This is a genomic window from Streptomyces roseochromogenus subsp. oscitans DS 12.976, assembly GCF_000497445.1.
GTDB lineage: Bacteria > Actinomycetota > Actinomycetes > Streptomycetales > Streptomycetaceae > Streptomyces > Streptomyces oscitans.
In genome coordinates, this window is record NZ_CM002285.1 from 3,103,187 (window position 1) to 3,129,401 (window position 26,215).

28 protein-coding genes and 1 pseudogene are annotated in these 26,215 nt (G+C 70.6%); 12 read left to right on the forward strand and 17 right to left on the reverse strand.

The genetic code is table 11. The annotated features are described in order from the left end of the window. The 7 genes from M878_RS47785 to M878_RS63085 form a co-directional block, all read right to left on the reverse strand. Positions 1-406 (reverse strand): radical SAM protein (locus M878_RS47785; RefSeq protein ID WP_031224870.1); only part of this gene is annotated, 406 nt, incomplete at its 3' end. After that, entirely contained in the window at positions 403-555 is a 153-nt protein-coding gene (locus tag M878_RS97485; RefSeq protein ID WP_023546823.1) for a hypothetical protein, read from the reverse strand. The genes M878_RS47785 and M878_RS97485, both read right to left, overlap by 4 nt. Next, a complete protein-coding gene (locus M878_RS47790) occupies positions 552-3,830 on the reverse strand; it encodes a tetratricopeptide repeat protein (protein WP_023546824.1) in 3,279 nt (1,092 codons plus the stop codon). The genes M878_RS97485 and M878_RS47790 overlap by 4 nt, the downstream gene beginning before the upstream one ends. A 3-nt stretch (positions 3,831-3,833) precedes the next feature. Beyond that, positions 3,834-4,832 carry an AAA family ATPase gene (locus M878_RS63070; RefSeq protein WP_023546825.1) on the reverse strand — a complete coding sequence of 333 codons (999 nt, stop codon included), beginning with the start codon at positions 4,830-4,832 and terminating at the stop codon, positions 3,834-3,836. 136 nt (positions 4,833-4,968) lie between these two features. Further along, complete coding sequence (locus M878_RS63075) at positions 4,969-6,933, reverse strand: VMAP-C domain-containing protein (protein ID WP_023546826.1); 1,965 nt, start codon at positions 6,931-6,933, stop codon at positions 4,969-4,971. Further along, a complete protein-coding gene (locus M878_RS63080) occupies positions 6,930-7,286 on the reverse strand; it encodes a CU044_2847 family protein (RefSeq protein WP_023546827.1) in 357 nt (118 codons plus the stop codon). Before M878_RS63080 ends, M878_RS63075 begins: the two co-directional genes overlap by 4 nt. Before the next feature lie 156 nt (positions 7,287-7,442). Then, the gene (locus M878_RS63085) at positions 7,443-7,622 is read right to left on the reverse strand and encodes a DUF6104 family protein (protein WP_003992906.1); all 180 of its coding nucleotides are present in this window, start codon (positions 7,620-7,622) and stop codon (positions 7,443-7,445) included. Positions 7,623-7,821: 199 nt separating this feature from the next. Here M878_RS63085 and M878_RS63090 point away from each other — a divergent pair, with 199 nt between their 5' ends. From M878_RS63090 to M878_RS94195, 5 genes and pseudogenes are all read left to right on the forward strand, one after another. Then, positions 7,822-8,790 (forward strand): DUF4097 family beta strand repeat-containing protein, encoded by a 969-nt coding sequence (locus M878_RS63090; RefSeq protein ID WP_023546828.1) that lies wholly within the window; start codon positions 7,822-7,824, stop codon positions 8,788-8,790. Position 8,791: 1 nt separating this feature from the next. After that, positions 8,792-9,841 carry a PadR family transcriptional regulator gene (locus tag M878_RS63095; RefSeq protein WP_023546829.1) on the forward strand — a complete coding sequence of 350 codons (1,050 nt, stop codon included), beginning with the start codon at positions 8,792-8,794 and terminating at the stop codon, positions 9,839-9,841. Positions 9,842-10,163: 322 nt separating this feature from the next. Then, positions 10,164-10,457 (forward strand): hypothetical protein, encoded by a 294-nt coding sequence (locus M878_RS63100; protein ID WP_023546830.1) that lies wholly within the window; start codon positions 10,164-10,166, stop codon positions 10,455-10,457. Positions 10,458-10,481: 24 nt separating this feature from the next. Next, entirely contained in the window at positions 10,482-11,225 is a 744-nt protein-coding gene (locus M878_RS63105; RefSeq protein WP_280923663.1) for a TetR family transcriptional regulator, read from the forward strand. 187 nt (positions 11,226-11,412) lie between these two features. Next, a pseudogene (locus M878_RS94195) lies at positions 11,413-11,667 on the forward strand (IS5/IS1182 family transposase); the annotation flags it as partial. Between the two features lie 18 nt (positions 11,668-11,685). Here M878_RS94195 and M878_RS63110 read toward each other — a convergent pair. Next, entirely contained in the window at positions 11,686-12,270 is a 585-nt protein-coding gene (locus M878_RS63110) for a TetR/AcrR family transcriptional regulator (protein ID WP_031224879.1), read from the reverse strand. A gap of 137 nt (positions 12,271-12,407) precedes the next feature. On the opposite strand from M878_RS63110, the gene M878_RS63115 reads away from it, so the two are divergent. After that, entirely contained in the window at positions 12,408-13,274 is an 867-nt protein-coding gene (locus tag M878_RS63115; RefSeq protein WP_023546833.1) for a class I SAM-dependent methyltransferase, read from the forward strand. An 864-nt stretch (positions 13,275-14,138) separates the two neighbouring features. On the opposite strand, the gene M878_RS63120 is transcribed toward M878_RS63115, so the two are convergent. From M878_RS63120 to M878_RS63135, 4 genes are all read right to left on the reverse strand, one after another. Next, positions 14,139-14,726 carry a Clp protease N-terminal domain-containing protein gene (locus M878_RS63120; protein WP_023546834.1) on the reverse strand — a complete coding sequence of 196 codons (588 nt, stop codon included), beginning with the start codon at positions 14,724-14,726 and terminating at the stop codon, positions 14,139-14,141. Continuing rightward, positions 14,726-14,935 (reverse strand): helix-turn-helix domain-containing protein, encoded by a 210-nt coding sequence (locus M878_RS63125; RefSeq protein ID WP_023546835.1) that lies wholly within the window; start codon positions 14,933-14,935, stop codon positions 14,726-14,728. Before M878_RS63125 ends, M878_RS63120 begins: the two co-directional genes overlap by 1 nt. Before the next feature lie 162 nt (positions 14,936-15,097). Then, a complete protein-coding gene (locus tag M878_RS63130) occupies positions 15,098-16,063 on the reverse strand; it encodes a zinc-binding dehydrogenase (RefSeq protein ID WP_023546836.1) in 966 nt (321 codons plus the stop codon). A 195-nt stretch (positions 16,064-16,258) separates the two neighbouring features. Further along, on the reverse strand, positions 16,259-17,482 hold the full coding sequence (locus M878_RS63135) for an NAD(P)-dependent malic enzyme (RefSeq protein WP_023546837.1): 1,224 nt from the start codon (positions 17,480-17,482) through the stop codon (positions 16,259-16,261). A 588-nt stretch (positions 17,483-18,070) separates the two neighbouring features. On the opposite strand from M878_RS63135, the gene M878_RS63140 reads away from it, so the two are divergent. The 3 genes from M878_RS63140 (at position 18,071) to M878_RS63150 (ending at position 20,879) form a co-directional block, all read left to right on the forward strand. Beyond that, entirely contained in the window at positions 18,071-19,027 is a 957-nt protein-coding gene (locus M878_RS63140) for an ABC transporter substrate-binding protein (RefSeq protein WP_023546838.1), read from the forward strand. A 167-nt stretch (positions 19,028-19,194) separates the two neighbouring features. After that, positions 19,195-20,076 carry an amino acid ABC transporter permease gene (locus M878_RS63145; protein ID WP_051430229.1) on the forward strand — a complete coding sequence of 294 codons (882 nt, stop codon included), beginning with the start codon at positions 19,195-19,197 and terminating at the stop codon, positions 20,074-20,076. A gap of 50 nt (positions 20,077-20,126) precedes the next feature. After that, on the forward strand, positions 20,127-20,879 hold the full coding sequence (locus M878_RS63150) for an amino acid ABC transporter ATP-binding protein (RefSeq protein WP_031224882.1): 753 nt from the start codon (positions 20,127-20,129) through the stop codon (positions 20,877-20,879). Positions 20,880-20,965: 86 nt separating this feature from the next. Here the strand turns inward: M878_RS63150 and M878_RS63155 are convergent, their stop codons facing one another. Continuing rightward, positions 20,966-21,724, reverse strand: coding sequence for a class I SAM-dependent methyltransferase (locus tag M878_RS63155; RefSeq protein ID WP_023546841.1), 759 nt, complete (start codon positions 21,722-21,724; stop codon positions 20,966-20,968). Between the two features lie 100 nt (positions 21,725-21,824). On the opposite strand from M878_RS63155, the gene M878_RS63160 reads away from it, so the two are divergent. Beyond that, the gene (locus M878_RS63160) at positions 21,825-22,454 is read left to right on the forward strand and encodes a CGNR zinc finger domain-containing protein (RefSeq protein WP_023546842.1); all 630 of its coding nucleotides are present in this window, start codon (positions 21,825-21,827) and stop codon (positions 22,452-22,454) included. Here M878_RS63160 and sodX read toward each other — a convergent pair. After that, the gene (gene sodX / locus M878_RS63165) at positions 22,358-22,792 is read right to left on the reverse strand and encodes a nickel-type superoxide dismutase maturation protease (protein ID WP_037730607.1); all 435 of its coding nucleotides are present in this window, start codon (positions 22,790-22,792) and stop codon (positions 22,358-22,360) included. The genes M878_RS63160 and sodX overlap by 97 nt on opposite strands. Positions 22,793-22,937: 145 nt before the next feature. On the opposite strand from sodX, the gene sodN reads away from it, so the two are divergent. Continuing rightward, complete coding sequence (gene sodN, locus M878_RS63170) at positions 22,938-23,333, forward strand: superoxide dismutase, Ni (protein ID WP_023546844.1); 396 nt, start codon at positions 22,938-22,940, stop codon at positions 23,331-23,333. Between the two features lie 82 nt (positions 23,334-23,415). On the opposite strand, the gene M878_RS63175 is transcribed toward sodN, so the two are convergent. Continuing rightward, positions 23,416-24,234: a class I SAM-dependent methyltransferase gene (locus M878_RS63175; RefSeq protein ID WP_023546845.1), complete on the reverse strand. Its 819-nt coding sequence runs from the start codon at positions 24,232-24,234 to the stop codon at positions 23,416-23,418. 399 nt (positions 24,235-24,633) lie between these two features. Next, positions 24,634-25,167, reverse strand: a complete 534-nt coding sequence (locus tag M878_RS63185; protein WP_023546847.1) for a hypothetical protein — start codon at positions 25,165-25,167, stop codon at positions 24,634-24,636. A gap of 242 nt (positions 25,168-25,409) precedes the next feature. Between M878_RS63185 and M878_RS63190 the strand changes: the two genes are divergently transcribed. Beyond that, entirely contained in the window at positions 25,410-25,925 is a 516-nt protein-coding gene (locus M878_RS63190) for an EF-hand domain-containing protein (RefSeq protein WP_031224883.1), read from the forward strand. A 48-nt stretch (positions 25,926-25,973) separates the two neighbouring features. On the opposite strand, the gene M878_RS63195 is transcribed toward M878_RS63190, so the two are convergent. Next, positions 25,974-26,198 (reverse strand): hypothetical protein, encoded by a 225-nt coding sequence (locus tag M878_RS63195; RefSeq protein ID WP_023546849.1) that lies wholly within the window; start codon positions 26,196-26,198, stop codon positions 25,974-25,976. Positions 26,199-26,215: the final 17 nt, after the last annotated feature.

The window sequence follows — 26,215 nt, forward strand, 5'->3', positions numbered from 1 at the left end:
CGGCGTCGGCGAGGCGGTCGAGGGTTCTGCGCGTCAGCCGCGTGCCGTTCGTCTGGACCGTGGCGGTGACCTGGCAGTCGACGGCTTCGCGTACGGCTTCGGCATAGGCGAGGACCGGGGCGGGGCCGGTGAGGAGGGGTTCGCCGCCGTGGAGTTCGATGCGGATGGCGTCGAGGCGGTGGGTGCGGACATGCTCGGCGACGCGCTGTGCCGTGCGGCGCATGGTGTGGGCGTCGGTGCTCCGCGGGCGGTCGCGCCAGCCGTGGTCGGGGCCCTGGTAGAGGTAGCAGTAGGTGCAGTCGAGGTTGCAGCGGCCGTGCACCTTCAGCACGAACTGCCGGAACGGCACGGGCTCGTGGGCGCGGGTGTCCAAGGTGTCGTACGGCCATGCCGGGTGGGTCCTCATGGCGCGTCCTCGTAGTGGGCGACGACGGTGGACTCCCCCTCCCTTGCCCGGAGTTCGGCGAGGATCGCGGCCAGCACCGGATGGTCGGTGTGGTCGGGCGGGTCGATCTCGGGGAGCGGTATGTGGGTGTCGTCGATGGGGAGGGTCACTCGTCGGCCGTTTCGGGGGACAGGCGGGAGGGGCGCTGGTGGATGTCGCCGGTACTCGCGGGGTCGGTCAGACGTCGGGCACGTTCGTAGTCGCTCCGGGCCGTGGCGGGTCTGCCCTGCCGCTCCCGTGCCCGGGCACGCCCTCTGAGTGCCTCGGCCACCAGCGCGTCGTCGCCCGCCTCCTCGGCGTGTGCGACCGCCTTGCTGAAGCAGTCGATCGCCGTGTGCAGGTGTGCGATCGCCTCGTTGCGCTCGTACAGCTCCAGGGACAGGTTCGCGCGGCTGTTCCAGCACAGGGTGAGGTGCACCGGGTCGTCGGAACCGCGCACGGCCTCGCCGAGCAGCCAGTCGGCCTCGTACAGCTCGGTCAGTACTCCGGTCTTGCGGTAGCGCGTGATGTACGCGTCGGCCAGACTCCGGCGCCGCACGGGCAGCCGGGGATCGTCGGGCAGGGACTGCTCGACCGCGCGGCGCATCACGAGGACGGCCCGGGCGAGGTCATCCGGCACCTCCGCCTGTCCGAACCGCTCGAACAGGGCACGACCGAGGTCGTCTGCCGTCTCCGGCCGTCGGGGGTCGTCCATGTCGAGCAGCGATCCGGCCTGCGACCACGCGTCGACGGCGCGGTCCAGCTGGGTCAGGTCGCCAGAGTGGTCGTAGCGGTCGCGATAGATCCCCGCGGCCCATGCGTAGCACTCGAACCTGAGCTCCTTGTCGTCGCCCGCGGCCTGCAAGGCCTCGTCCACCGCGTACAGCATCGTCCGCCGTTCCCGGCCGTCCTCGCGTGGGGGCTGCTCGATCTCGATGGCGGCCGCCGCGTCCAGCCAGATCCGGCAGCGCACCGCGTCCGGCAGGGGGGTGTCGGCGCCGGCCGCGTGGACGAGGTCGTCACCGGCCCGCGCGGCGCAGTACTCGGCACGCCGGCGGTCGGGGGCGGACCTGGCGACCGGCCCCTTCCCCGCGTACTGCCGGGCCACGTCCAGCAACAACTGCCCCCGTAGAACAAACGGGTCCATACCTGGCCATCGTTCCACCGCCTCGATGGCCCGCTCCAGGTGACGGACGTACCAGTACTCGGCGTCGATCCCCTCGTCCGGCCCCAGCTCCGCCATGGCCCGCCGCACACCTGTCAACGCCTCCCCAGCGACTCCGAGGCGCTCCAGCAACGCGTCGTCCCTGGAGTCCAGGCCCGCCACAAGGCTCGCTTCAGCCACGTACAACAGCACGCGCAGGGCTCGCTCATCGGCTCGCCGCGGCTCCTGCCGGGCCCACTCCCGCAGGCTCTCCGGAATACCGTCGAAGTCGACCCCCGCGTGCCGCACTTCCCGTGCCTGCACCCAGCACACCAGTCCCCGGACGAGTCGCCCGGAGACGGACGAAGTGTGCTCGACCGCCTCCCACGCATCCCTGAGGTCGTCCCCCACGCGCCGCGCCCCCCACCGGGCCAGCAGCGCCTCGGCCAGGTCCTCCTGCGCCGAGGCCCGCTCCGTGTCCGAGCGGGCGTCGGTCGCCACCACCCCGAAGTAGCCGACCGCCGTGTCGAGTTCGCGGGTGAGGCCGTGCTCATAGAACTGGTCCAGCGCCCGCCGCCCCAGCTCCAGCAGTTCCCCGGGCAGCTGCCCGGCCGCCGCGGCCACCGGCACCGGCGGCAGCCGCGCGCCCAGATCCCGCAGCACCGCCGCCGAGACCTCGGCGAACGCCCGTAGCCCTGCCGGTTCCCGCTCCCCGGGGTCCGCCGGCAACTCCCCGTCCGGCGGCACCGCTCCCCGCAGGAACGCCCCGGCCAGCGCGGGGAAGTTCCGGGCGCTTCGCCCGAACTTCCTTTCCACGTACTCGGAGCAGTGCTTGAAGAGCAGCTCCGCCTCCTCGACGGACAGCCGTGACCGCAGCTCGGAAGCGACCCCCGGCAGGAAGTCGTAGCGCACGGCCCGCAGATCGTCCGCGTCCTCCCGCCGCCCGAGCAGCCCGCTCAGCAGCACCTCGGAGAGGACGTCCGGGCCGCTCCCGGCCAGCATCGCATGCTGGACGAGCTGCATCACCGGCAGATACAGCGGTACCGCCGACAGATACACCGCCAGTCGCCGCGCCTCGGAGGACGCCTGCCGCCAGAATGCCCGTACCCGCTCCTCGCCGCTGCGCTCCTCCGCCGCCCGCACGGGTGCCCCGGACGCCGGATGATCGGCCCGAACCCACCCGGCCGCGGCGGCCAGCGACTGCCCTGTGGCGCCGGACACCAGCCGCGCCCAGCCCTCCACCGACTCCCGGCGCAGCGCCAGCACCGGCACCGGCAGCGCCCCGGCCTCGGCCGCCCCCCGGTCGGGCAGGAACCGCAGCGACCCCGCAGGCCCCTCACGCCGCTGCAACAACCCGCGCCGCGCGGGCAGATGAGTCCGCAGCCACATCCGCTGCGGCAACGGCTGTACGACGGCCACGGGTGCCGTGGCCGCCCAGCGGTGCAGCAGCCGCTGCACCCGGCCGCTGCGCCACATGGGCCCGGCGCAGTCGCTGAGGACAAGCGTGACCCGCCGCCCCGTCGGATCGCTGAGCTGCTCCGGTGCGTAGAGCACGGCGCCCGGCTCCGGGGTGGCCGCGCAGCCGGGCAGTCCGCCGGGCGCCTCGTGCAGATAGCGCACCTGCACCTCGCGGAAGGCGCCGGCGCGGGCGCAGACCTGGCGCAGTTCGTCCAGGGCCTGCTGCCAGACGGCCGTCGAGGTGGAGACGTCCATCAGGAGCAGCAGGCGGGCCTCCCGGCGCCGGTCGGTGCGCAGGACGGGCAGGACGAGCCCGGACTCGGCGGCGCGTTCGGCGGTGGCCTGCTCGTCGAGGGTGCGCGGAACCGGTCGTACGGGCGCGCGGTAGCGCTGCAGGGGCCGGAGTCCTCGCTGCAGGGCGAGGGGTTCGGGCAGGGCGGGTGCGGCGGGGACGCGGACCGGGGTCATCCGGGTTCCGGTGCCGTCGTCGCCGCCCGGGGCCGGGACGAACAGGCGGGCGTTGTCGGGCTGCCGGGGCTCGTCGCCCTCGGCGGGCAGGGGCAGGGACCGCGGTGGGCGCGGGAGCGGCGTGCCGTGGACCCCGGGCGGTTCCGGGCCGGAGGGGGGATCGAGGCCGGGCCGGTCGGGTTGTCCCGCGGGCGCCGGAAGCCACTGCGCCAGCCACAGCGCGTCCGCCAGCTCCTCGACCGCGGGCGCGATCCCTGCGTCCCGCATACGCGCGACCAGCGCCGTGAGCACCGGGCTCACGGCGCTCGCCGGACTGTCGGGAGCGCGGGAGGTCATGGGCTAGCGCGGTCCTCGGTCGAGGGGCTGCATCAGCAGCTCCGAGACCTCCTCGCGCCGCTGGCCGGCCTCGCGGGCGGCGTGCTGGGCGAGGAAGATGGCGTTGAGAAGCTGGTCGGTGGGGCGCAGCGCGCCGTCCGCCTCGGCCTGGGTGAACCGGTCGACGAGATCGCGGTTCGTGTCGTAGGCGCCCTCGCCGAAATGTGCCTGGACGAGGGCGGCGAGGCGCTCGTCGCGCGGGGCCTTCAGGTCGAGCGGGATGCAGCGGCGCAGCAGGGCGGCGGGGAACTCGCGCTCGCGGTTGCTGGTCATGATGACGAACGGGAAGGAGCGGCAGTGGACCTGACCGTCCGTCACCGTGACGCGTCGGCCGTCGTCGGTGAGGACCCGCACCTCGGGGGTGCGGTCGGCAATGCGCTGCAGCTCGGGGATGGCGAAGCGGCCCTCCTCCAGGACGTTCAGCAGGTCGTTCGGCAGGTCGATGTCGCTCTTGTCGAGTTCGTCGATGAGCAGCACCCGGGGCCTGTCGGCGGCGAGCAGCGCGGTGCCGAGCGGGCCCAGCTTGATGTACCGGCCGATGTCCTGGGCGGCGGCCTCGCCGGGGAGCTGGGCGTCCTGGAGGCGGCCGATGGCGTCGTAGGTGTAGAGGCCGTCGCGCAGTTCGCTGCGGCTGACGATCGGCCACTCCAGGACGCGGCCGAGGGCGAGTTCGTAGGCGACGGAGTGGGCGAGCGTGGACTTGCCGACGCCGGGCTCCCCGGTGACGAGCAGGGGGCGCCTCAAGTACAGGGCCGCGTTGACGAGTTCGAGGGCATCGGGGTCCTGCACGGGCAGCGGGACGGTGCGCTCGCCGAGCCTGCGATGGGTGGCCGAGTCGAGCTCCGGGACGTCGTAGTCGACGGGCGGGGCGTCGAACTTCCGCCAGGGCGGCGGTTCCGGCAGCGCGTCGATCCTGGCCGGATCCGGTTGCCCGATGCCCTGGTAGACGAACCACTCGCTCATGCTGTGCTCCTCGCCGACGGTCGGTGGTGGTCCACGTCCTGGCCGACGGGGGCGTAGTGCGCCCGCAACGGGCCCCTGGGAACATACCCGCGGCAGCCGGGATACACGGTTGATTTCGGCCAGCCTTCGGCGATGTTCACGGCGCGTCCACCGGTTCGGTCTCCTCACCCGGCAGGGGCCGGCGCGGGTCGTCGTAGAGCAGGGCGAGCGGTTCGGCCCAGGCGCTGTCGGGGCGCTGCTCGCTGATGTCCTGCCGGACGAGCCGCAGCCGGTCGGGGAGTTCGGCCAGCGAACCGAGCGTTTCGAGGAACTTCTCCACGCGCGCGTGCAGCGAGTCGCACTCCGGCAGGCAGGCGCCGCGCTCCGGGTGCGGGCCGATGTGCCACAGCGCGACGGCGTGGCCGCTGTTCAGCGCGTGTTTCATGGCGACCCGCCCGGGGCCTTGTCCGGCCGGACGGCACATCACGGGGATGCGGTCGCGTCCGGCCCCGCGGTAGCCGGAGGGATCCGCGGCGCCCGGCGGCGGCATGCGCCAGCCCTGGAAGCGGTGCCCGGTCGTCATGCCGTGCCAGCGGTCGAGCCAGAGGTTGTCCGGATCTCCCCGGCGCTCGAGGGCGCGCAGCACCAGGCGGCGGCGCGCCCCCAGATGCCCGGGGTCGTACAGCGCGGCGATGTCCGCGAACCGCCACCGGTGCACGGCGGTGTCCAGGTGCTCGGCGGGCAGCGCGACTTCGAGCGGTACGGGGTGGCCCTCCCGGTCCTTGGACTCCAGCAGTCCGCCGAGGGGGACACGGAGTGCCTGGACGAGTTCGTCGGGCCGGTATCCGCGCACCGAGGAGTCCGTCTCGTGCACCTCGGGCAGGCCGTCTCCGTCGTCGTACCAGATCTGCCAGAAGAACCGGACGGGGTGCGCGCCGATCACCGGGTCGAGCAGCAGGGCCACGACGGGGCCCTCGCCGGGGCCGGGGTAGGAGATCACGACGCGCTCAGGGCCGTGATCCTCGGGTGGCGGCTTCAGCTCGTCGGGGAGGGTGACATCGCGCACGTAGGCGTGCAGGTAGCGGCGGGTGTCGCGGCGCAGGCGCTCCTCGATCCAGCCGGTGAGCAGGGGGCTGCCGGCGTTCCGGGCGCAGGCGTGCGCTCCGACGAGCCTGAGGTAGCGCAGGAAGGCGAGCGGGTCGAGCGGGGCGGTGCCCTCGTAGAGCAGGCCGTGGCCATCGCGCCAGGTGCGCAGTTCGGGGGTGCCGCCGGGCCACTGATTGCCGCTGCGGGCCTCCTTGGCGATGAGCTTGACGGTGGGCTCGTCGGGCGGCTGCGGCAGAGCGGCGAGCAGGGCGAGCGCCTTGCGGCGGTCGCGGGGCGTCCAGATCGCACCCGGATCGGCCGCCGGGCCGCACTGGAGGTCGATCCAGTTGTCCCCGGTCTCCGAGACCGGCTCCTCGCCGTGCCAGCGGTCGTGCGCGGCCATGACCTCGCGGTACGTCTCCCCGAACCGGCGCAGCGCGGCGATCGCCACGGCCTTGCCGCCCTCCGTCGGGGTGCCGTCCCTCGTCGTGCGCCGCGACTTGATGAGTCCTACGACCGCACCCGTCTCGGGGTCGAGCAGCGGGCCGCCCGACATACCGCTCGGGAAGTCGACGTCGGGCTTGATGATCAGCCCGTACGTGTCCTCGTGACCGTTGATCTCCGCGTCCACGATGCGGAAGTGGGCCTCGGGCGGCACCGGGAAGTAGCCGCAGGCCTTGAGGGCGCCTGAGTGGCGGACGGCCCGGTCGGTGAGCCACACGCACTCGTGCGGGCACGCGTCGGTCAGCCGGACCAGGGCCAGGTCCTCGGCCAGCGGCACCTTGGGGTTGCGCGGGTCGCTGAGCAGCCACTCGGCGAGGCGGGCCTCGATGTCGACACCCTCGCCGCGCACCCGGAACGCGGCCCGGCGGTCCGCGGCGAGGTGCGGGCGCAGCACATGGGCGGCGGTGAGCACCCAGCCGGGCGCGACGAAGAAACCGCTGCCCCATAAGGAGCCGTCTTTCCCGTCGGCGGGAAGCAGATGGACCGTGGCGGCCCGGACGAGGTCGAAGAGACGGTCGTCGCGCTCGCTCATGCGCCCACCGCTCTGTCCTCGCCCTCCCCCGCGGTCCCCCGGTCGAACTGCCAGGTGAGGGTGACCTCCAGGGACGCCTTGGCCTCCCCGCGCGCGAGCACGGCGACGGCCAGGCCCTCCTTGGCGGTCAGTTCCACGCCGAAGCTGATGGAGGCCTCGTGCGGCTTGGCCGCGCGGGCGGCGTCGAGCACGGTGCCGCCGACGGCCCTGATCAGTTCCTGGAGCTGTTCGACCTTGGCGACGGCGGCCTCGGTGAAGCCGACGTCCTCCTGGTCGCCGTAGGCCTCCCCCGCGCCGATCCGGGCGGTGACCACCGTGCCGTCCGGCAGCTCGATGTCCTGGATGTGACTCATTCCGCTCCCCCCGCAGAGCCCGAGCCGCCAGGTCAACCGGCCCCGGGCGGCACCCACTTGGACAGTGACGAGGCTAATACCCAGGATGGTTGCAGGACTATGCGCCCGGCCTACTCGTCACTCCGCGCCGGGCCTTTTCGTCACTCCGCGCCGGGCCTACTCGTCGTCCTCGTCGTCCAGCCGCGCCAGCCAGGTCGCCAGCCGCTCCACCGGCACCTCGAAGTCCGGGTTGAGATCGACGAACGTCCGCAGCTGCTCGGCGAGCCACTCGAAGGTGACCTCCTCCTCGCCGCGCCGCTTCTCCAGTTCCTCGATGCCACGGTCGGTGAAGTACAACTCTCACTCCTGATGGGGACGGGCCTACTCCCTCAGGGTAGGCCGTCTCCCGGACACGGGAGGTGCGGGATCGTACGCCGACCTTCCGCCGGCCTTCTCACACGAAAGGGTGCCTTGACTTCCGGGAGCCACGATATATCGTGTTTCACAGAGGACGCGATATGGCGCGTCGCGGCCGTGCCAGCCCGAGGAGATCCCCATGCCCGAGTGGTCCGTCACCGAGCCCCGGAAACTGACCTTTGACACCCGCGTGAGCGACCTCCAGGTCCGCATCGTCAACGGAACGGTGAACGTGGTGGGCACGGACGAAGGTTCCGCCCGCCTGGAAATCTCGGAGATCGATGGCCCGCCCCTGGTGATCACCCAGCAGGGCGACACCCTCACCGTGGCCTACGAGGACCTGCCCTGGAAGGGCTTCCTGAAGTGGCTCGACCGCAAGGGCTGGCGCCGCAGCGCCGTGGTCTCCCTGGCCGTCCCCGCCGACACCCGCGTCGAGGTCGGCGTGGTCGGCGCCGGCGCGGTCGTCTCCGGCATCCGCGGCCCCGCGATGGTCAAGGGGGTCACCGGCGACACGACCCTGGTCGGCGTCTCGGGCCCCGTCCACGCGGACACCGTGTCCGGGAACCTGGAGGCCCAGGCCGTCACCGGCGACCTGCGGTTCAAGTCGGTCTCGGGCGACCTGACGGTGGTCGACGGCTCCGGCCGCTCCGTCCGGGCCGACTCCGTCAGCGGCTCCATGATCGTCGACCTGGACCCGGACGGCCCCACGGAGGTCAGCCTCACCAGCGTCTCCGGCGAGATCGCCATCCGCCTGCCCCAACCGGCTGACGCCGAGGTGGAGGCGAACACCGCGAGCGGCACGATCTCCAACGCCTTCGACGGACTGCGGGTGCACGGCCAGTGGGGCGCCCACAAGATCACCGGCCGCCTCGGCGCGGGCACGGGCCGGCTCCGCGCCACCACGGTCTCCGGCTCGATCGCCCTGCTGCGCCGCCCGCCGCGCGAGGACGAGCCGGGCACCCCGTGGGAGCCCGAGCCCACCCGGCCCACGGAGCCCTTGCAGACCCCCGGTGCCGCCCCCGACACCGATAACCCGGCCGCCGGCCAGTCCGACGAAACCGCTGGCACGACCGACACGGCTGGCCCGAACGACAAGAAGGTGCTCTGACATGCCCCCCGTCTTCGCCCACGGGCGCCTGCGCCTGTATCTGCTCAAGCTGCTCGACGAGGCCCCGCGCCACGGCTACGAGGTGATCAGGCTCCTCGAGGAGCGCTTCCAGGGGCTGTACGCCCCCTCGGCGGGCACGGTCTACCCCCGGCTGGCCAAGCTGGAGGCGGAGGGCCTGGTCCGGCACACTACGGAGGGCGGCCGCAAGGTGTACGCCATCACGGACGCGGGCCGGGCCGAACTGGCCGACCGCAGCGGCGAGTTGGCCGACCTGGAGCTGGAGATCCGCGAGTCGGTCGCGGAACTGGCCGCCGAGATAAAGGCCGACGTGCGCGGCGCGGCCGGCGATCTGCGCCGTGAGATGCGCGCGGCCGCGTCCGAGGCCCGCCGGACCACGAAGACGGACGCCGGCGCGGCGGGCCCCTTCGCGGAGTACGGCGACATGACCGACAAGGATGCCTGGCGGGCCGCGAAGGAGGAGATGCGCCGGGTCAAGCAGGAGTGGAAGGAACAGGCCCGCCGCGCCAAGGACGAGAGCCGCCGGGCCCGCGAGGAGGCCCAGCGGGCCCGCCGCCAGGCCCAGGAGGCGCAGTCGCGGGCACGGGCTCAGGCGCAGGAGGAGATGCAGCGCATCGCCCGCCAGGTACAGGACCGCGTCCAGGACCACTTCGCCCAGGGCGACTGGCCGACGGGTGTGCGCGAGGGCTTGTCCGAACTGGCCAGGGAACTGGGCGACTTCGGCAAGAGCTGGAACACCTCCCCCCGCACCCCCGAGGAGCCGGCCCCCAAGCCCACGGCCACCCCCTCGGACCCGCACTACGTCTCCCCTCCGGAGGACTTCCCCGCCGAGTACGAACCTTCCTGGGCGCACGAGGACCCCACCGGCGACCCGACCCGCGACCTGGACCGCCTCCTGGACCGCTTCCGCGACGACATCCGCGACGCGGCCCGCGACCACGGAGTAACCCAGGACCAACTCCGCGACGCCCGCCGCCACCTGTCGACGGCGGCGGCCCACATCGCCGCGATCCTTGGGGCACCGAAGGTGTGACCGGGGCTGCCCGAGGTCCGATCGCCGTCCGCCCGAGGGCCGATCGCGGTCTGACCGAGGTCCGGTCGGAGGCCTGGACGGGGTCTGATCGCGGTCCGACGGAGGCCTGACCCGGCTCCGGTCGGAGGCTGACGGGTCTGACCGAGGGGCTGCCCGAGGCCCGATCGGTGGCTGACTGGCTTTGTAGGTGAGTTTCGAGAACGTCTGTTACTCAGCGGCGTGAACGCCTTGTTCCACGTGCGAGTGATGCTGCTGAGTTTTGGGAACACCTCAGTGCTTGCTTCGGGACCCTGGTTGTGCTCTGCACGACGAGGGGGCCGGGGTGCTGCCGAAGTCCAAGGCCGATCTGTACGCGGCGATCCGCCGTGATGCCAGCACCGGCATGTCGACGCGCGCGCTCATGCGGAAGTACGGCGCCGGCTACGAGACGGTACAGAGGGCTCTGATCTCGGCTTTGCCGGAGCCTCGGAAGAAGATGAGGCCGCGGGCGACGCGGCTGGACCCCTACAAGCCGGTGTTCGACGCCATCCCGACTCCTACCGCCTCGCCACCACCCGCGCCAGAGCCGAACAGCAGTCCCTGGGCTGACAGCGTGTTGGAAAGGCCTCGCCTGTGATGTGCACCCGCTCCAAGTGGCGGGGTGCACAGTTGTATTGCCTGCGGTGGACGGGCTCGTCTGGAGAAGCTGGAGGCTGGCTCCAGGCGTTGCTGGCTTCAAGCGTTGCTGGCTTCAAGATGGCCCACGACGCGGTGCGGGACCTCCGTCGATGAAGTCTGCCAGGCGTCGGAGGAAGGTAGTTGTGGCGGGGAGGGGCTCGCCCGTCAGCATTGCCTCGAGGCGGTGACCATCGCAGAGATCGCGGCTGCGGCCCGGGTGGCCGAGATGACCGTCACCAACTACTTCCCCCGCAAGGAAGACCTCGCCCTCGACTACCACGGGACCTTCACCGCCGGCCTTGCGCGCGCCGTCACCTGCCGGGCCGAGAGCGAGTCGGCCCTGGCGGCGCTACGCCGGGATTTCCTGGCCGCGCTGGAGCGGCACGACGCGGTGGCCGGATTCTCCGGGGCCGAGTTCGCCCGGATGGTCACCGACAGTCCCACCCTGACCGCTCGGCTGCGCGAGCTGCACGACCTGCGCGAGGAGGCCCTCGCCCGGGCGCTTGCCGCCGAGACCGCATCCAGCGGCGGCGATCTCGTTCCCCGGGCCGCCGCGGCTCTGCTCGCCACCGCCCACCGCGTCCTGTTCCAGCAGGTCATGGACCTCACTCTGGCAGGCCGGAGCAACCAGGAGATCACCGCTGCCGTGACCCGCTCGGCCCAGGAGGTCTTCGGCCTGCTGGAACCTTCCCTGGGCGGCTACGCGGTATGTCGCGGACGGTCTTGACTGCCCTTGACGCCCGATCGAGCCACGGTGCGAGCCCTCCGCCCGGTTGCCGTCTCTTGTCTCGGCTGTCCGTATGGAGTCGACCGCCCGGGCTAGGGCCTGTCCGCTGGGTCATGTGACCGACGACCGGCAGGGTCGTTCCGGCTGGTGTGGGGCGGGGCGATCTTTCTATCCCGTCGCATCCGTCGTCCACCTACGCAGGCGCCAGATTGAGCACGCCGTCCCCGAACCGAGGAACCAGCGGGCCAACCGGCAGTACCGGGGCAGCCGAGGCGGTCGGCCCACCCGCTCCGACAAGTCGCTCTACAAGCGCAGGAACGAATTCGAACGGACCGTGAATGCCCCCAAGGAGTCGCGGACCGTGGCGACCAGGTGCGACAAGCGAGAGTATGTCTTTCGCGGCACCGTCACCCTCGCCGCGATCCGGCTATGGCTCCGATGAGGACCAACCCGACAGTCCTCAGCCGTCCACCAGCGTGGCCACTAGGCGCGTCATGGGCGGCCGTGGGTCAGGTGTGCCCGGCCAGCTGGTCATCAGGAGGTGGTGGGCGGTGCCGACGATGGCAAGGGCTACAGTGCCCGGGTCGACGGTCCCCGCCACCCGACCGAGCCTCTGTTCGGCCGTCAGATAGGCGGTGATGGCCTCCTGGATCGCGGTGAAGCCGGGCGCCCCGCCTTCCAGGGCCTCGCGGATGCGCAGCGTGGTGGTGGTTCGGCTCATTGCGAGGCCTGAGAGGGCCGGGCTGACGGAGTCGAACAGCGCGAGGGCGATGGTGGTGAGGTTCCGCGCCACTGTGCCCTGCCCGGCGAGCTGCGACAGTGCCTGCGCCTTCGCCGCCACCCGTGCGAACCGGTCGAGGCAGAGCTCGGCCACGAACTCGTCGAGCCCCGCGAAGTGCGCGTGCAACAGCCCCTTGGAGCAGCCCGCCTCGGTGGTGATGGCCCGGCTGGTGAGCGCGCCGGGCCCGTCTTTCTCCACGACGCGCTCGGCCGCCGCGAACAACCGCTCGCGTACGTCCGGCGTCGCCACTCCGCGCGGTGACATGGGCCTCTCTTCCGTTCTGGTGCCGCCGCCCCAGGCTGCGCCACTCCGTGGATGGTAGCGGGGATTGCCAGTTTGGGCATGTGCCCATACAGTTTGGGCGAATGCCCATTCTTGATAATTCACCACAGGAGGCACCCATGCCGGACGTCGTCAACACCGAGCAGGCACAGGCATGGAACGGCCCCGAAGGCTCCCACTGGGCCCACAACCAAGACCGCTGGAACGCTGTGAACGAGGGCTTCAACGAGCCGCTGCTCGATGCCGCCGGGATCACCGGGGACCACCGGGTCCTCGACCTTGGGTGCGGCTCCGGGCAGACCACGCGCCTCGCCGCGCGCAAAGCGCCCCGAGGGCACGCGCTTGGCCTCGATCTGTCCGGCCCAATGCTGGCCGAGGCGCGAGCCCGCGTGGAGCGGGAGGGCATCACCAACGCCTCGTTCGTGCAAGGGGACGCCCAGGTGTATCCCTTCGAGGCGGGCGCGTTCGACGCGGCGGTCAGCCGCTATGGGGTGATGTTCTTCGCCGACCCGGTAGCGGCCTTCGGCAACGTCGGCCGGGCGCTGCGGCCCGGCGGACGCCTGGCGTTCATCTGCCCGGCCGATGCCGCGCTCAACGGCTGGGTTGCGGCGATGGCGTCGCTGCGCGACTTCCTGCCCGTCGGCAACTTCGGGCGGCCGGGGCTGCCCGGCATGTTCTCCCTGGCCGCCCCGGACCGCATCTGCGATGTCCTCACCGCGGCCGGGTTCACCGGCATCAGCACCAACCAGGTGCAGAAGTACGGGACATGGGGACACGGAGCCGAAGACGCGGCGGCGTTCCTGCTGGGCACGGGCCCCGGCCAGCACCTGATGGAGCAGGCCGACACGGCCACGCGATCCCGCGCCCGCCGCACCCTGACGGACCATCTGCGCGCTCAGGAAGCGGCGGACGGCACAGTCCGGCTGCGCAGCACGTCGTGGCTGGTTACGGCGGACCGCCCGGCCGACCCATCGGACCGGCCCTAGCCGCCGGGCCGTGATCGTGATCAGTGACCACGTGAGGTGAAACAGCTGGAGGCCATTCGGCTTACCTCGGCGACACCCGACGATCGATCTTCGTCATACATACCCCGACACGCCGACGAGGCGTTCTCGGAACTCGACAACATTCTGGACCCGCTTGGTCAACACCAGTTGCCCGAACTCGGCATCAACCGTTCTCCTCTTACACCGACGAAGCCAGCCGACAGACCTGATTGAGGGCCTGGCCGAGATCTGATCGGAGGCTGACACGCCTGATCGGGGGCCTGCCCGGGGTCTGATCGCGGTCTACCCGAGAGCCGATCGCGGTCTGACCCAGGTCCGGTCGGAGGCCTGGACGAGGTCTGATCGCGGTCCGACGGAGGTCTGGCGCGGGTCCGATCGGAGGCTGACGGGTCTGGCCAAAGGGCTAACCAAGGTCCGATCGGAGGCTGACAGGCCTAATGGAGGCCTCACCGAGGTCCCGTCCGAGACTGGCAGGCCTGATCGGAGGCCCGACCGCGGTCCCATCCAAGGCCGACAACCCTGATCGGAGGCCTGACCGAGACCGCCGGAGCCCGGACCGCGAGGTCGCCGTCAAGGAGCCCCGGGTGCCGGGCCACCTTCCTGACAGAGGTGCGCCGGAGGCCGTCGACGGCGCGCCTCGGCCTGGCTATGGCGCGCCGCGCCCTGAAGTCGGTGGCGGGGCCGGACGAGGCCCGGCCGGGACGGCGACGACGGGCCCTGTGCCGCCAGCCGCCGAAGGCAGCTGCTCGCCGGGCCCGCCGACCAGGGCGACCGGCCCGGCTGCGGCTACAGCTGCCGACCGGAATCGGCGTGGACATGCACCCTCGGTGCCGCCCCGGCCGGTCAGCCGGCCTTCGCCTCTTCCTGCCCGTCTCCGTACTGCCCGTCTCCGTACAACACCCGCGTCACCGACTCGTATGTCACCCCGTGGTCGGCCAGCACCTCGGCCGGCACGCCAGGCAGGATGGTGAGCGCCAGTAGCAGGTGCTCGTCGCCGATGTGGCGGTCATGGTGGGCGAGGGCGACCCGCAGGGACTTCTCCAGCACGTCCTTCGCGCCCCGGCTGAAACTCGGCCGGCGTCCCGACCACCAGCTTCCGTCCTTCCGGTCGCCGGACATCGCTCCGACGCCGTGCACCTCCTCCACCCGCGCCACGATCTCCGACACGTCGATCCCCAGCCCCGCCAGCGCGTCCGCATCGGCCCGGGTCAGCCCGGCCCGCCGTCGCGCCTGGGACAAGGCCCCCCGCACCGACTCCCGGCGCTCCGCGAGCCCGAGCGCGGCGAGGGCGAAGGAGGCGCGGCTGCCCTCGCGCTCCAGGAGGGCGAGCAGCAGATGCTCGGCATCGATGGTCTGGGCCCCGGTGCGCCGGCAGTCCATGACCGCGCCCTGCACGACCTCGCGCGCGTCCTTGGTGAAGCGTTCGAACATCATTGCCTCCCATACTTCTTGTGCACGGCCTGCCTGCTGACGCCCAGCTCCGCGGCGATCTCCTGCCACGACCAGCCCTGATTGCGCGCACTGCGCACCTGCACCGCCTCCAGCTGCTCCAGCAGCCTGCGCAGCGCGGCCACGGCCCGGAGCCCGACCCGCGGATCACGATCCCCGGCACGCTGTGCCAGATCGGTTGCCTCGCTCATGATGTCAACCTACGTTGACGCCTCCGCTCATGTCAACCAGAGTTGACATCCCCGGCGCACAGAGGGCGGGCCCGGACCTCCGGACCCGCCCCATGCCACCCCTCCAACTCCCGCAGGAACCTCAGGAATTCAGGAATTCAGGAATTCAGGAATTCAGGATCCTCAGGAATTGGTGAGCACGATCTTCCCGAACTGCTCCCCGGACGCGAGCCGTTCGAAGCCCTCACGGGCCCGGTCCAGCGGCAGCTCCTCGTCGATGACGGGCCGTACCCCGGTCGCGGCACAGAAGGAGAGCAGGTCCTCCAGCTCCTCCTTGGTGCCCATGGTGGAGCCGACCACCTTGAGCTCCAGGAAGAAGATCCGGGTCAGCTCGGCGTGTGAGGGCCGGTCCCCGCTCGTCGCCCCGGAGATCACGATGGTGCCGCCCGGCCGCAGCGACTTCACCGAGTGGGACCAGGTGGCCGCACCCACGGTCTCGATGACGGCGTCCACCCGCTGCGGCAGCCGCGCCCCGGACTCCACGGCCTCCACGGCCCCCAGCTCCAGGGCCCGCTTCCGCTTCGCCTCGTCCCGGCTGGTGGCGAAGACGCGGAGCCCCGCCGCCTTGCCGAGCACGATCGCGGCCGTGGCGACCCCGCCGCCCGCGCCCTGCACGAGGACCGAGTCCCCGGGCCGTACCCCGGCGTTGGTGAACAGCATCCGGTACGCCGTCAGCCACGCCGTCGGCAGACAGGCGGCCTCGGCGAAGGACAGCTCCTTGGGCTTGGGCAGCACGTTCCAGGTCGGTACGGCGACCTGCTCGGCGAAGGTGCCCTGGTAGCGCTCGGTGAGGATGGAGCGCGGCTCGTCCGGGCCGACACCGTGGCCGGTCTGGCCGATGACGGAGTGCAGGACGACCTCGTTGCCGTCCGCGTCGACCCCGGCGGCGTCGCAGCCGAGGATCATCGGCAGCCGGTCCTCCGGGAGGCCGACACCACGCAGGGACCAGAGGTCGTGATGGTTGAGGGAAGCGGCCCGTACGGTGATGGTGCTCCAGCCGGGACGGGCCTCGGGAGCCGGTCGCTCCCCCAACTCAAGGCCGGTGAGCGGCTGGTCGCGGTCGATTCGGGCGGCGTAGACAGCGAACATGGGCCCGACGATAGGTGCGAAGGCCGGCCGACGGAACTGCGGGGCCCTGTGACACATGCCCTCTTGCACAGGTCCACCCATGCAGCACAGCCCACCGCCAACGACGGCAAAGGGAACCCCTTCACCGCGCGATTCGCGTGGGCGAGCGGGAAGGAAATGGCCCCGCCCAAACGGACGGGGCCATTGCACGCGACGTCAGCGACGAGCAACGCCCTCGGCACGAGCAGCAGCCGCAACCGCCGCCGTAACAGCCGGAGCGACCCGCTCATCGAACGGCGAGGGAATCACATAGTCGGCGGCAAGATCGTCGCCCACGACAGCGGCCAGCGCCTCCGCGGCAGCGATCTTCATCCCCTCGGTGATCCGAGAGGCCCGCACCTGCAGCGCGCCCGCGAAGATGCCCGGGAACGCCAGCACGTTGTTGATCTGGTTCGGGAAGTCGGACCGCCCGGTGGCGACGACCGCCGCGTACTTGTGCGCGACGTCCGGGTGCACCTCGGGGTTCGGGTTGGCCATCGCGAACACGAAGGCGCCCTCCGCCATGGAGGCCACGGCCTCCTCCGGGACCGTACCGCCGGAGACGCCGATGAAGACGTCGGCGCCCGCGAGCGCGTCCTCCAGCGAACCGCTGAGGCCGGCCTTGTTGGTGAAGCCCGCGAGCTCCCGCTTGACCGGGGTGAGGTCCTCCCGGTCGGCCGAGACGACGCCCTTGCGGTCCGTCACCGCCACGTCCCCGATGCCGGCCTCGATCAGCATCTTGGCGATGGCGACACCGGCCGCGCCGGCGCCGGAGATGACGGCCCGCAACTGCCCGATCTCGCGTCCGCTGAGCCGCGCCGCGTTCCGCAGGGCCGCGAGCGTCACCACGGCCGTACCGTGCTGGTCGTCGTGGAAGACCGGGATGTCGAGGCGCTCCTGCAGCCGGCGCTCGATCTCGAAGCACCGGGGCGCCGAGATGTCCTCCAGGTTCACTCCGCCGAAGGACGGGGCGAGCCGGACGACGGTCTCGACGATGTCGTCCACATCGGTGCAGTCGAGCGCGATCGGAACCGCGTCGACGCCGCCGAACTGCTTGAACAGGATCGCCTTGCCCTCCATCACCGGGAGGGAGGCCTGGGGACCGATGTCCCCGAGTCCGAGCACGGCCGTACCGTCGGTCACGACGGCGACCACGGAGGACTTCCATGTGTAGTCGTTGACCAGCTCCGGCTGCTCGGCGATCGCGGTGCACACGCGCGCGACTCCGGGCGTGTACGCGAGGGAAAGGTCGTCCTTGTCGCGGACCGGCACGGTGGCCTGCACAGCCATCTTGCCGCCGCGGTGCAGCGCGAACACCGGATCGAAGGAATCGAGGGGCTCGGCCCCGCCGTCCTGGTCCGGTTTGCCGTCGCTGCGAGGATTGACGATCTCCGCTGCCACTTTGTTGTACCCCTTAGCTATGCATGGTTTGAGGGTCGACCACTCCTGGTGAGGGGTGGGCGGGCACCGCGCAAGGCCCGAATGCCGATACGTACGAGCACGTACGAGCACCTGCGCGACGGGCGCGCCGCACACGCGCCCTGAGCCCCGGATGAGGGGTGTAAAGAACCTTCTTACCGGACGGACGGTGCCCACGACGAGTCCATTAGGTGCAAGGTCACATCTGATAGGTGCAAGGTCACATCTGAGAACCAGAAAGCCACAGAGAGGTGACACGCGGCTGACAACCGCGCCGGGGCGCCCGAAGACGCTGGTGCACGGGCACACGCACTGCCCACATCGTGAGACGTGCCGTGGATTTTCCGGCCGGAAGGCTTGATTCCCGCAGATGGTTCGGCGGCGAAGGACCAAGGATGTGCCGACCTGATGCGGTTCGGGGGTCACCCGTTATGCGATTTTGACATGCCGACGCCCCTGAATGGCGTAGTCCGAATGGCAAGATGCCGTAAACCCACGAGGTCGCGACACCCGAAGGTGTGTGTTCTCGTCGACCCCATCGGCACCTTCCCATTCGCCGGAGGAACCACGATGACCGCAAGCTCCGCCCGTCGTACGACCGCCGCACGCTCTCCTCTGGCAGCGGCCAGTGCGATCGCGGTCGCCGGCGCCCTGCTGCTCACCGGCTGCGGTGACCAGACCAAGGACAAGAGCAAGGACTCCGGCTCCTCCGTCAGCAGCGCCCCGCTGGCCGCCAAGCTCCCCAAGGACATCAGGGACAAGGGCAAGATCGAGGTCGGTTCGGACATCGCGTACGCCCCGGTGGAGTTCAAGGACTCCTCCGGCAACGCGGTCGGTCTGGACCCGGACCTCGCCGCGGCCCTGGGCAAGCAGCTCGGCGTGACGCTGGAGTTCCAGAACGGCACCTTCGACGCCCTGCTCACCGGTCTGCGCTCCGGCCGCTACGACATCGCGATGTCCGCGATGACGGACAACAAGAACCGCCAGCAGGGCGTCGACCCGGACACGGGCAAGAAGGTCGGCGAAGGCGTCGACTTCGTCGACTACCTGACCGCCGGTGTCTCGATCTACACCCGCAAGGGCGACACCCAGGGCATCAACGGCTGGTCGGACCTGTGCGGCAAGAAGATAGCCGTCGAGCGCGGCACCGTCTCGAACGACCTGGCCAAGGCGGAGGCCAAGAAGTGTCCGAGCGGCAAGAAGCTCACCATCGAACCGTTCGACGACGACCAGCAGTCTCAGACCCGGCTGCGCTCGGGCGGTGTGGACGCGGCCTCCTCCGACTTCCCGGTCGCGGCGTACGCGGTCAAGACCTCCGGCGGCGGCAAGGACTTCCAGACCGTCGGCCAGCAGGTCGAGGCGGCCCCGTACGGCATTGCCGTGGCCAAGAAGGACACCCAGCTGCGTGACGCGCTGCAGGCGGCGATGAACGCGATCATCAAGAGCGGCGAGTACCAGAAGATCCTCGAGAAGTGGGGCGCCCAGGACGGCGCCGTCAAGCAGTCCGTGATCAACGGCGGCAAGTGACCCGCGGAAGCAGACGAAGCAGAAGCGGCCACCGAGAGGCACCACCCGTGACTGACACAGAGAAGACGGCCGGGGAGAACCCAGGGGAGAACTCGGGGAAGAACCCGGGGCAGAACCCGGGGCAGAACCCCGGGGAGGGCCCCACTCCCCCGGCCGGCCCGGAGGCCATCAAGGCCATCCCGGTCCGGCACTACGGACGCTACGTCTCCGCCCTCATCGCCATCGCGATCCTCGTCGCGATCATCTACGCCTTCAGCCAGGGCGACATCAACTGGCATGCCGTACCTGACTACTTCTTCGACCACCGGATCATGACCGGTGTCTACAAGACCCTCCTGCTGACGGTCCTGTCGATGCTGATCGGCATCGCCGGCGGCATCGTCCTCGCCGTCATGCGGCTCTCGAAGAACCCCGTGACCTCGTCGATCGCCTGGTTCTACATCTGGTTCTTCCGCGGCACCCCGGTCCTGGTCCAGCTGTTCCTGTGGTTCAACCTGGGCCTGGTCTTCCACTACATCAACCTGATGCCGATCTACAAGGACTACTGGTCGAACTTCATGACGCCGCTGCTGACGGCGTTGCTCGGCCTGGGTCTGAACGAGGCGGCGTACATGGCCGAGATCTGCCGGGCGGGCCTCCTCGCGGTGGACGAGGGCCAGACCGAGGCGGCCCACGCGCTCGGCATGAGCCACGGCAAGACCCTGCGCCGGGTGATCATCCCGCAGGCGATGCGCGTGATCGTGCCGCCGACGGGCAACGAGGTCATCAACATGCTGAAGACGACCTCCCTCGTGGCGGCCGTCCAGTATCCCGAGCTGTTCCGCTTCGCCCAGGACATCGGCCAGAACTCCGGCGCCCCGGTGGAGATGTACTTCCTCGCCGCGGCCTGGTACCTGATCATGACCTCGGTGCTGAGCGTCGGCCAGTACTACATCGAGCGCTACTACGCCCGCGGTTCCAGCCGCCAACTGCCGCCGACCCCATGGCAGAAGGTGAAGGCGAACATGTTCTCGCTGGGCCGCCCGAAGGGAGCGGTGGCCGCACCATGACCGACAAGCTGAGCAAGACGCAGGACACCCCGCCCGAGGGCTCGGTGCCGATGGTCAGGGCGCAGGGAGTCCACAAGTCCTTCGGCCATGTCGAAGTACTCAAGGGCATCGACCTGGAGGTCAAGCCGGGCGAGGTGTTCTGCCTGATCGGCCCCTCCGGCTCCGGCAAGTCGACCTTCCTGCGGTGCATCAACCATCTGGAGAAGATCAACGCCGGCCGGCTGTACGTCGACGGCGAACTGGTCGGCTACCGGCAGAAGGGCGACAAGCTGTACGAGCTGAAGGACAGCGAGGTCGCGCGCAAGCGCCGGGACATCGGCATGGTCTTCCAGCGCTTCAACCTGTTCCCGCACATGACGGCGCTGGAGAACGTCATGGAGGCGCCGGTTCAGGTCAAGGGCGTGAGCAAGGCGCAGGCCCGGGAGCGGGCGACGCAGCTGCTGGAGCGCGTGGGCCTGGCCGACCGAGCCGGGTACTACCCCTCGCAGCTCTCCGGCGGCCAGCAGCAGCGGGTGGCGATCGCCCGGGCGCTGGCGATGGACCCGAAGCTGATGCTGTTCGACGAGCCGACCTCGGCCCTGGACCCGGAGCTGGTCGGCGACGTCCTGGACGTCATGCGCGACCTCGCCGAGTCCGGCATGACGATGGTCGTCGTCACCCATGAGATGGGCTTCGCCCGCGAGGTGGGCGACAGCCTGGTGTTCATGGACGAGGGCGTGGTGGTCGAATCGGGCCATCCGCGCGACGTCCTGACGAACCCCCAGCACGAGCGGACGCAGTCGTTCCTGTCGAAGGTTCTCTGACCGCGCATCCCTGGAGGGGCGGTACGGGCTTCCAGTACCGCCCCTTCCTGCTGCTTCCCCTGCTGCTTCTCCTGCTGCTTCTCCGGCTACTTCACCGCGAGCAGCAGCGTGTCCGACGGCGAGCACCACACCGGCCGGGCCTCCCCGAACCCCTTCTCGCGCAGCACACGCGCGTGCCAACCCGGCGAGGGCATGTCCCCGTCGGCGTGCTCGCCGTAGATCTCGTACCGCCGGGCGGTGGGTCCGGCGAGGACGGGGTCCTTGGCGGCGACCTGCCACCAGTCCGCCCAGTCCAGGGCACCGTCCCGCTTGGCTTGATCCATACGCGCGTGCCGCTGTGCGCGCTCGGCCGCGTTGATCCGGGGCGTGCTGTCGTCGATCATGTGGTCCGCGTTCATGAAGACACCGCCGTCGCGGACCAGCTCCGCGACCTGACCGTAGAGGGCCGCGAGGGGTTCGCTGTGCAGCCAGTGCAGGGCCGTGGCGGTCAGGACGCAGTCGTAGGAGTCGTACGGCAGCTTCGCCGGCCAGTCGGGTTCCTTGAGGTCGGCGGTGACGAGAGTGACCCGCTCGTCGCACTCGAAGGTGCCGCGCGCGATGGCCAGCAGGGCCGGGTCGAGGTCGACGCCGGTGCTGGTGGCCCGCGGGAAGCGCTTGAGCAGCCGGTCGGTGATGCTGCCGGTGCCGCAGGCGAGGTCGAGGACGCGCGGCGCCGTACCGGCCAGCGCCTCGACCATGTCGAGCATGATCCGGAACCGCTCCTCCCGGTCCGGCATGTACCACTCCTGCTGCCGGTCCCAGCTCCCCTGCCAGGCCGCCCAGTCGGTTCCGGTACTCATGGTCATGGATCCCCGTCTCCCCTCGTGATGCGTAATACCCTGGAAGCACGACCGGCTGTTACCCGCCCGCAGACACGACCATAAAGCGCCCTCGTAAGGACTACAAGTGGAACTGGCCTATTACTCGGATTACGCCGTACGACTCGTCAACAGCGAGGAACCGGCCCGGGGCAAGGACTCGCTGACCTCGGTCGAGGCCGTCCGCGACCTCTTTGGCGCCAACTCCTCCGCGGCCCGGCGCACCACCGACGCCGACGTCACCCGCTTCCGCTCGGTACGGGCCAGGCTGCGCGCGGTCTTCGAGGCGGCCGACCAGGGCGACGAGACCCTGGCCGTGGACCTGCTGAACTCACTCCTGCTGGAGTTCCCGGTGTCGCCGCAGATCTCCGGCCACGACTTCCGCGACGACGACGGCCGCCCGCTGTGGCACATGCACCTGGCCGACCACCCGTCGAACGCGACGGCCGGCTACGCGGCGATCGCGGCCATGGGCCTGGCCTTCCACCTCACCGAGTACGGCGTCGACCGCCTGGGCCTGTGCGAGGCAGCCCCCTGCCGCAACGCCTACCTCGACACGTCCACCAACCGCTCCCGGCGCTACTGCTCCGACCGCTGCGCGACCCGCGCCAACGTGGCCGCCTACCGGGCCCGCAAGCGCCTGGAGGCCGACCGGTCCGGCAGCAACGGCCTCGCGGCCGAGAACGCCCAGCGCACCAGCGCGAGCGGCGAGCGCTGACCGGCGGGGAGCGGCCGGTACCGAAAGCGGGCCTTGCCCAGCACCAGCTCGTCCGGTACGACCCCGTAGTCCGTGCTGTCCCCGCCCGCGTACGGGTTGTCCCCGAGCACCCACCAGCCGCCGTCGCGCCGCTCCACGGCACGCTTGACGACCAGCAGGTCCTGCTGGAACGGATGACGCAGGACGACGACGTCCCCCGGCCTGACCGAGGCCCCGTACTGCACCAGCAGCCGGTCCCCGTGCTGGAGCGCGGGCACCATGGACGGCCCGGTCACCTCCGCCACTCCGAAGGGCGCCACAGCCCTCCCCCGCTCGGTCTCCTGCGACAGTTCCGGCATCCCCGGCACCTCCCCGGTCCGTTCCTCCACCAGTCTCAGTCTGACCCTGGACTTTTGTCCTAAGCCCTAGGGGGCGCCCGAGAAATCGCCTTCCCCAGGGAGTAATGTCGCACCTGAGAAGACGATCACGAGGAAGGAATGCTGCATGCTTTCCCGCCTGTTTGCCCCCAAGGTCAAGGTCAGCGCCCACTGCGACCTGCCCTGCGGCGTCTACGACCCGGCCCAGGCCCGCATCGAGGCGGAGTCGGTGAAGGCCGTCCAGGAGAAGATGGCCGGCAACGACGACCCCCACTTCCAGGCACGCGCCACCGTCATCAAGGAGCAGCGCGCGGAGCTCGCCAAGCACCACGTCTCCGTGCTCTGGAGCGACTACTTCAAGCCCCCGCACTTCGAGAAGTACCCGGAGCTGCACCAGCTGGTCAACGACGCCCTGAAGGCCCTCTCGGCCGCCAAGGCGTCCACCGACCCGGCGACGGGCCAGAAGGCGCTGGACTACATCGCCCAGATCGACAAGATCTTCTGGGAGACCAAGAAGGCCTGAGGCTTTCTCTCCCTTTGAAAGGGGCCCGGTCGGCATCTCCGACCGGGCCCCTTGCCTATGCCCTCCATGAGCGGGCGCCGGGTCAGCGGCGGCAGACGAGGATGCCGCCCAGACACGTGACCTCAAAGGCCCCGTGCTGGGCGATATGACCGAGGAGAATCGTGCGGGCCCGCTCGATCGTGGCGTCGAAGGGCACGTCGTGCTGGTCCGCCCACGCCCGATAGGAGGCCATGTGCGCGATGACCGGCCCGGGATCCTGCACCCTGATGGTGCCGGGCAGCCCGATCGCCTCCACCCGGCCGAACTCCTCCCCCAGGAAGGACGGAGCCTTCTCCAGGCAGAAGCGGGCACTGAGCGAGATACGAGCCGGGCCGCGCCCGGTGCCGAGCACGTCGCCTGCGGCCCGCTGCCACAGGTCGTCGAGTTCGGCCTTGTCCCGGTCACTGTTGGTGGAGACGATCACCAGCCCCTCGCGGGCAACCACGCGGGACAGCTCCCTGACCGCCTGAGGGATGTCCGGGACGTGGTAGAGCATGTGCAGGGCCAAGGCGGCATCGACGCTCTCCGTGGCCAACGGCAGGCGGGTGGCATCCGCCACGGCGACGGGGCCCGGCACGCCGGCGAGGATGCCGGGAGCGATGTCCAAGCCGAGCAGGGCCAGGTCGGGCCGGTCCTCGCGGAGCCGCTGGATGAACTTGCCGTTGCCGCAGCCGACATCGACCACGCGCCCGCGTACGCCCCTCAGCTGCTCGGCGACGATGCCAGGCAGGTCATAGCGGGGCGTCTGCCACTGATAGAGCGACTGGCGGGCAGCCAGATCCCGGTCACTGCTGTAGGCACTTCCGGCGAGACGGCCCCGGTCGGTGACGGCGGCGTCGTGTGCGGCGGACAGTTCGGTCACGTCGGCAGCTCCGGTGGGTGGGATGGGGGTACCGCCCACGCCCTTGAGGCAGTGGGGGAGGGTGAGCCCGCGAGGACGGCCGTGTGCTGGAGTCGTTCGCGTAGGTGTGCGGCCTGCGCGGCTCCACCGTACTGCGGCTCGCCCAGCTCCCGGCCCAGAGCGGTGAGCCGACGCACGATACTGGCCGACATACGCTCCGGATGCCCGCCTGTTCTGCCCCCCGGCACTTCTTCCGCGCGGAGACGCGCCTGGCGTTCGCCGAGTCACTTCACCTCAACCCCGGCTCGCTGCTTGCCGGAATGCTCCAGGTATAAGTGAGTCCGTGTTCGTGAGTACAGTGCGCCCAGCCAGGCGCACGTGCAATGGCTGTGTGGCGTCCGCCGGCCTATGGCCTGAGCGTTATGGCTCAATCTCCAGTTGCACCTCGTTACTGCCCCCCTGGAGGCCGGACGTGAGGCATTCCGTGGGTAGTTCCTGGGGCAGGCCGGTGATGGTCCGCCGTACGGGATGCCCTTGGCCACGTCCCTCGACGACTCGACCTCGCTGGATCACGACCAGGACCCCTGTGACGCGGAGGGTCGTGGCGCTGTCGTAGGCGATCAGCGACCTGCCGCCGTCGGCGTACCGGATGGTTTCCGTCCCGCTTCCGCCGGACACGGCGACGCAGGAGGCAGCCGGCGCCTCCGAGTTGAAGGAGCCGGTGGCGGGAACGGTCCGGCCGTGGGCACCGCAGGTGTACGTAATGTCCGCGTGAACATGGGTCGGCCCGGCCAGGAGCTTGAGCGGCGGGTCGTAACGGCTCTCGCTATGCCCGACGCAGCCGACGCTCCCCTCCTCGTCCGCCGTGGCCCGACCGATCGGCGCCCACACCAACGACGACCCCGCCAGCATCACGGACCCCAGAGCCACCGCGACACCACGCCTACCGAACATGTTTCCCTCCAGCTACGTCCTGCACCACTAACGGCACTTGGCCTACCCAGAGGCGCATCCCGTGCCCCGGCGTCTCGAAGCGCACGACCCGCGCACGTTCCGCTTCGTGCGCGGCCACGCGCGCCTGTACTCGCACCGCACGCCATACGGTCGGCTGCGGTCGCATGGAACCTGGAACACGGCGGGTAGCAAGCGCCGGACGAGTCCTCGTCGAGCAGGAAACGAGCAGGAGGAGATCTCCAGTGGGCCGTACTACCGTTGCAGCCGCCACCGTCGCGAGAGGGCGTATCTTCGCCATGATGGACGCGGACGGGGACGGGGTCATCTCGGCGCACGACTACCTCTCCCGGGTCGATCGGGCCGTCCAGGCCACGGGACGCTCGGAGGACGACCCACTGGTCGTCGCCGCCCGCGGGCAAGCCCACAAGGCGTGGGGGGCTATGGACGCGAACGGCGACGGGAAGCTGACCTTCGAGGAATACGACGCATGGGTCGGCGCCGACAAGTTCGACAACATCTGCCGGTTCGCCCTGGGCTCACTGTTCGACCTCGCCGACGCCGACGGGGACGGCGCCCTGGACAAGACCGAATTCACGATGCTGCGCACCGCGCTGAACAATGCGCCCGGAAACGCCGCTTCCGCGTTCAACGCATTGGACACCGACGGCGACGGCTTGGTGGTTCGTGATGAGTACCTGGCGTCGATCCGCTCCTACGTCATCGGCGACGCCTCGCCTATGGGCGAGGCCCTGTATTAGGCACTGCCCCGACGGCGGCCTCTGGGTATGCGCCGTGTGTACGTGCCGTCAGTGGAACTGCGGCACGATCAGACAGATCCCGTACGCCACCACCGCAGCGCAGGCGAGGAAGCACAGGGCGGCCTGGGCTCGGCCCGCGGTGGCGGAACCGGAGCGGTCGGCTTCCGCCCGGGACAGGCCGAGGACACCGAAGGTGAAGACGACGACCACGGCGACCGTGACACCGAGGCTGACCGCGGCGACCTTGCCGAGGGCGGACCAGTCGACATGCATGAGGGGCTCCCGGAGGG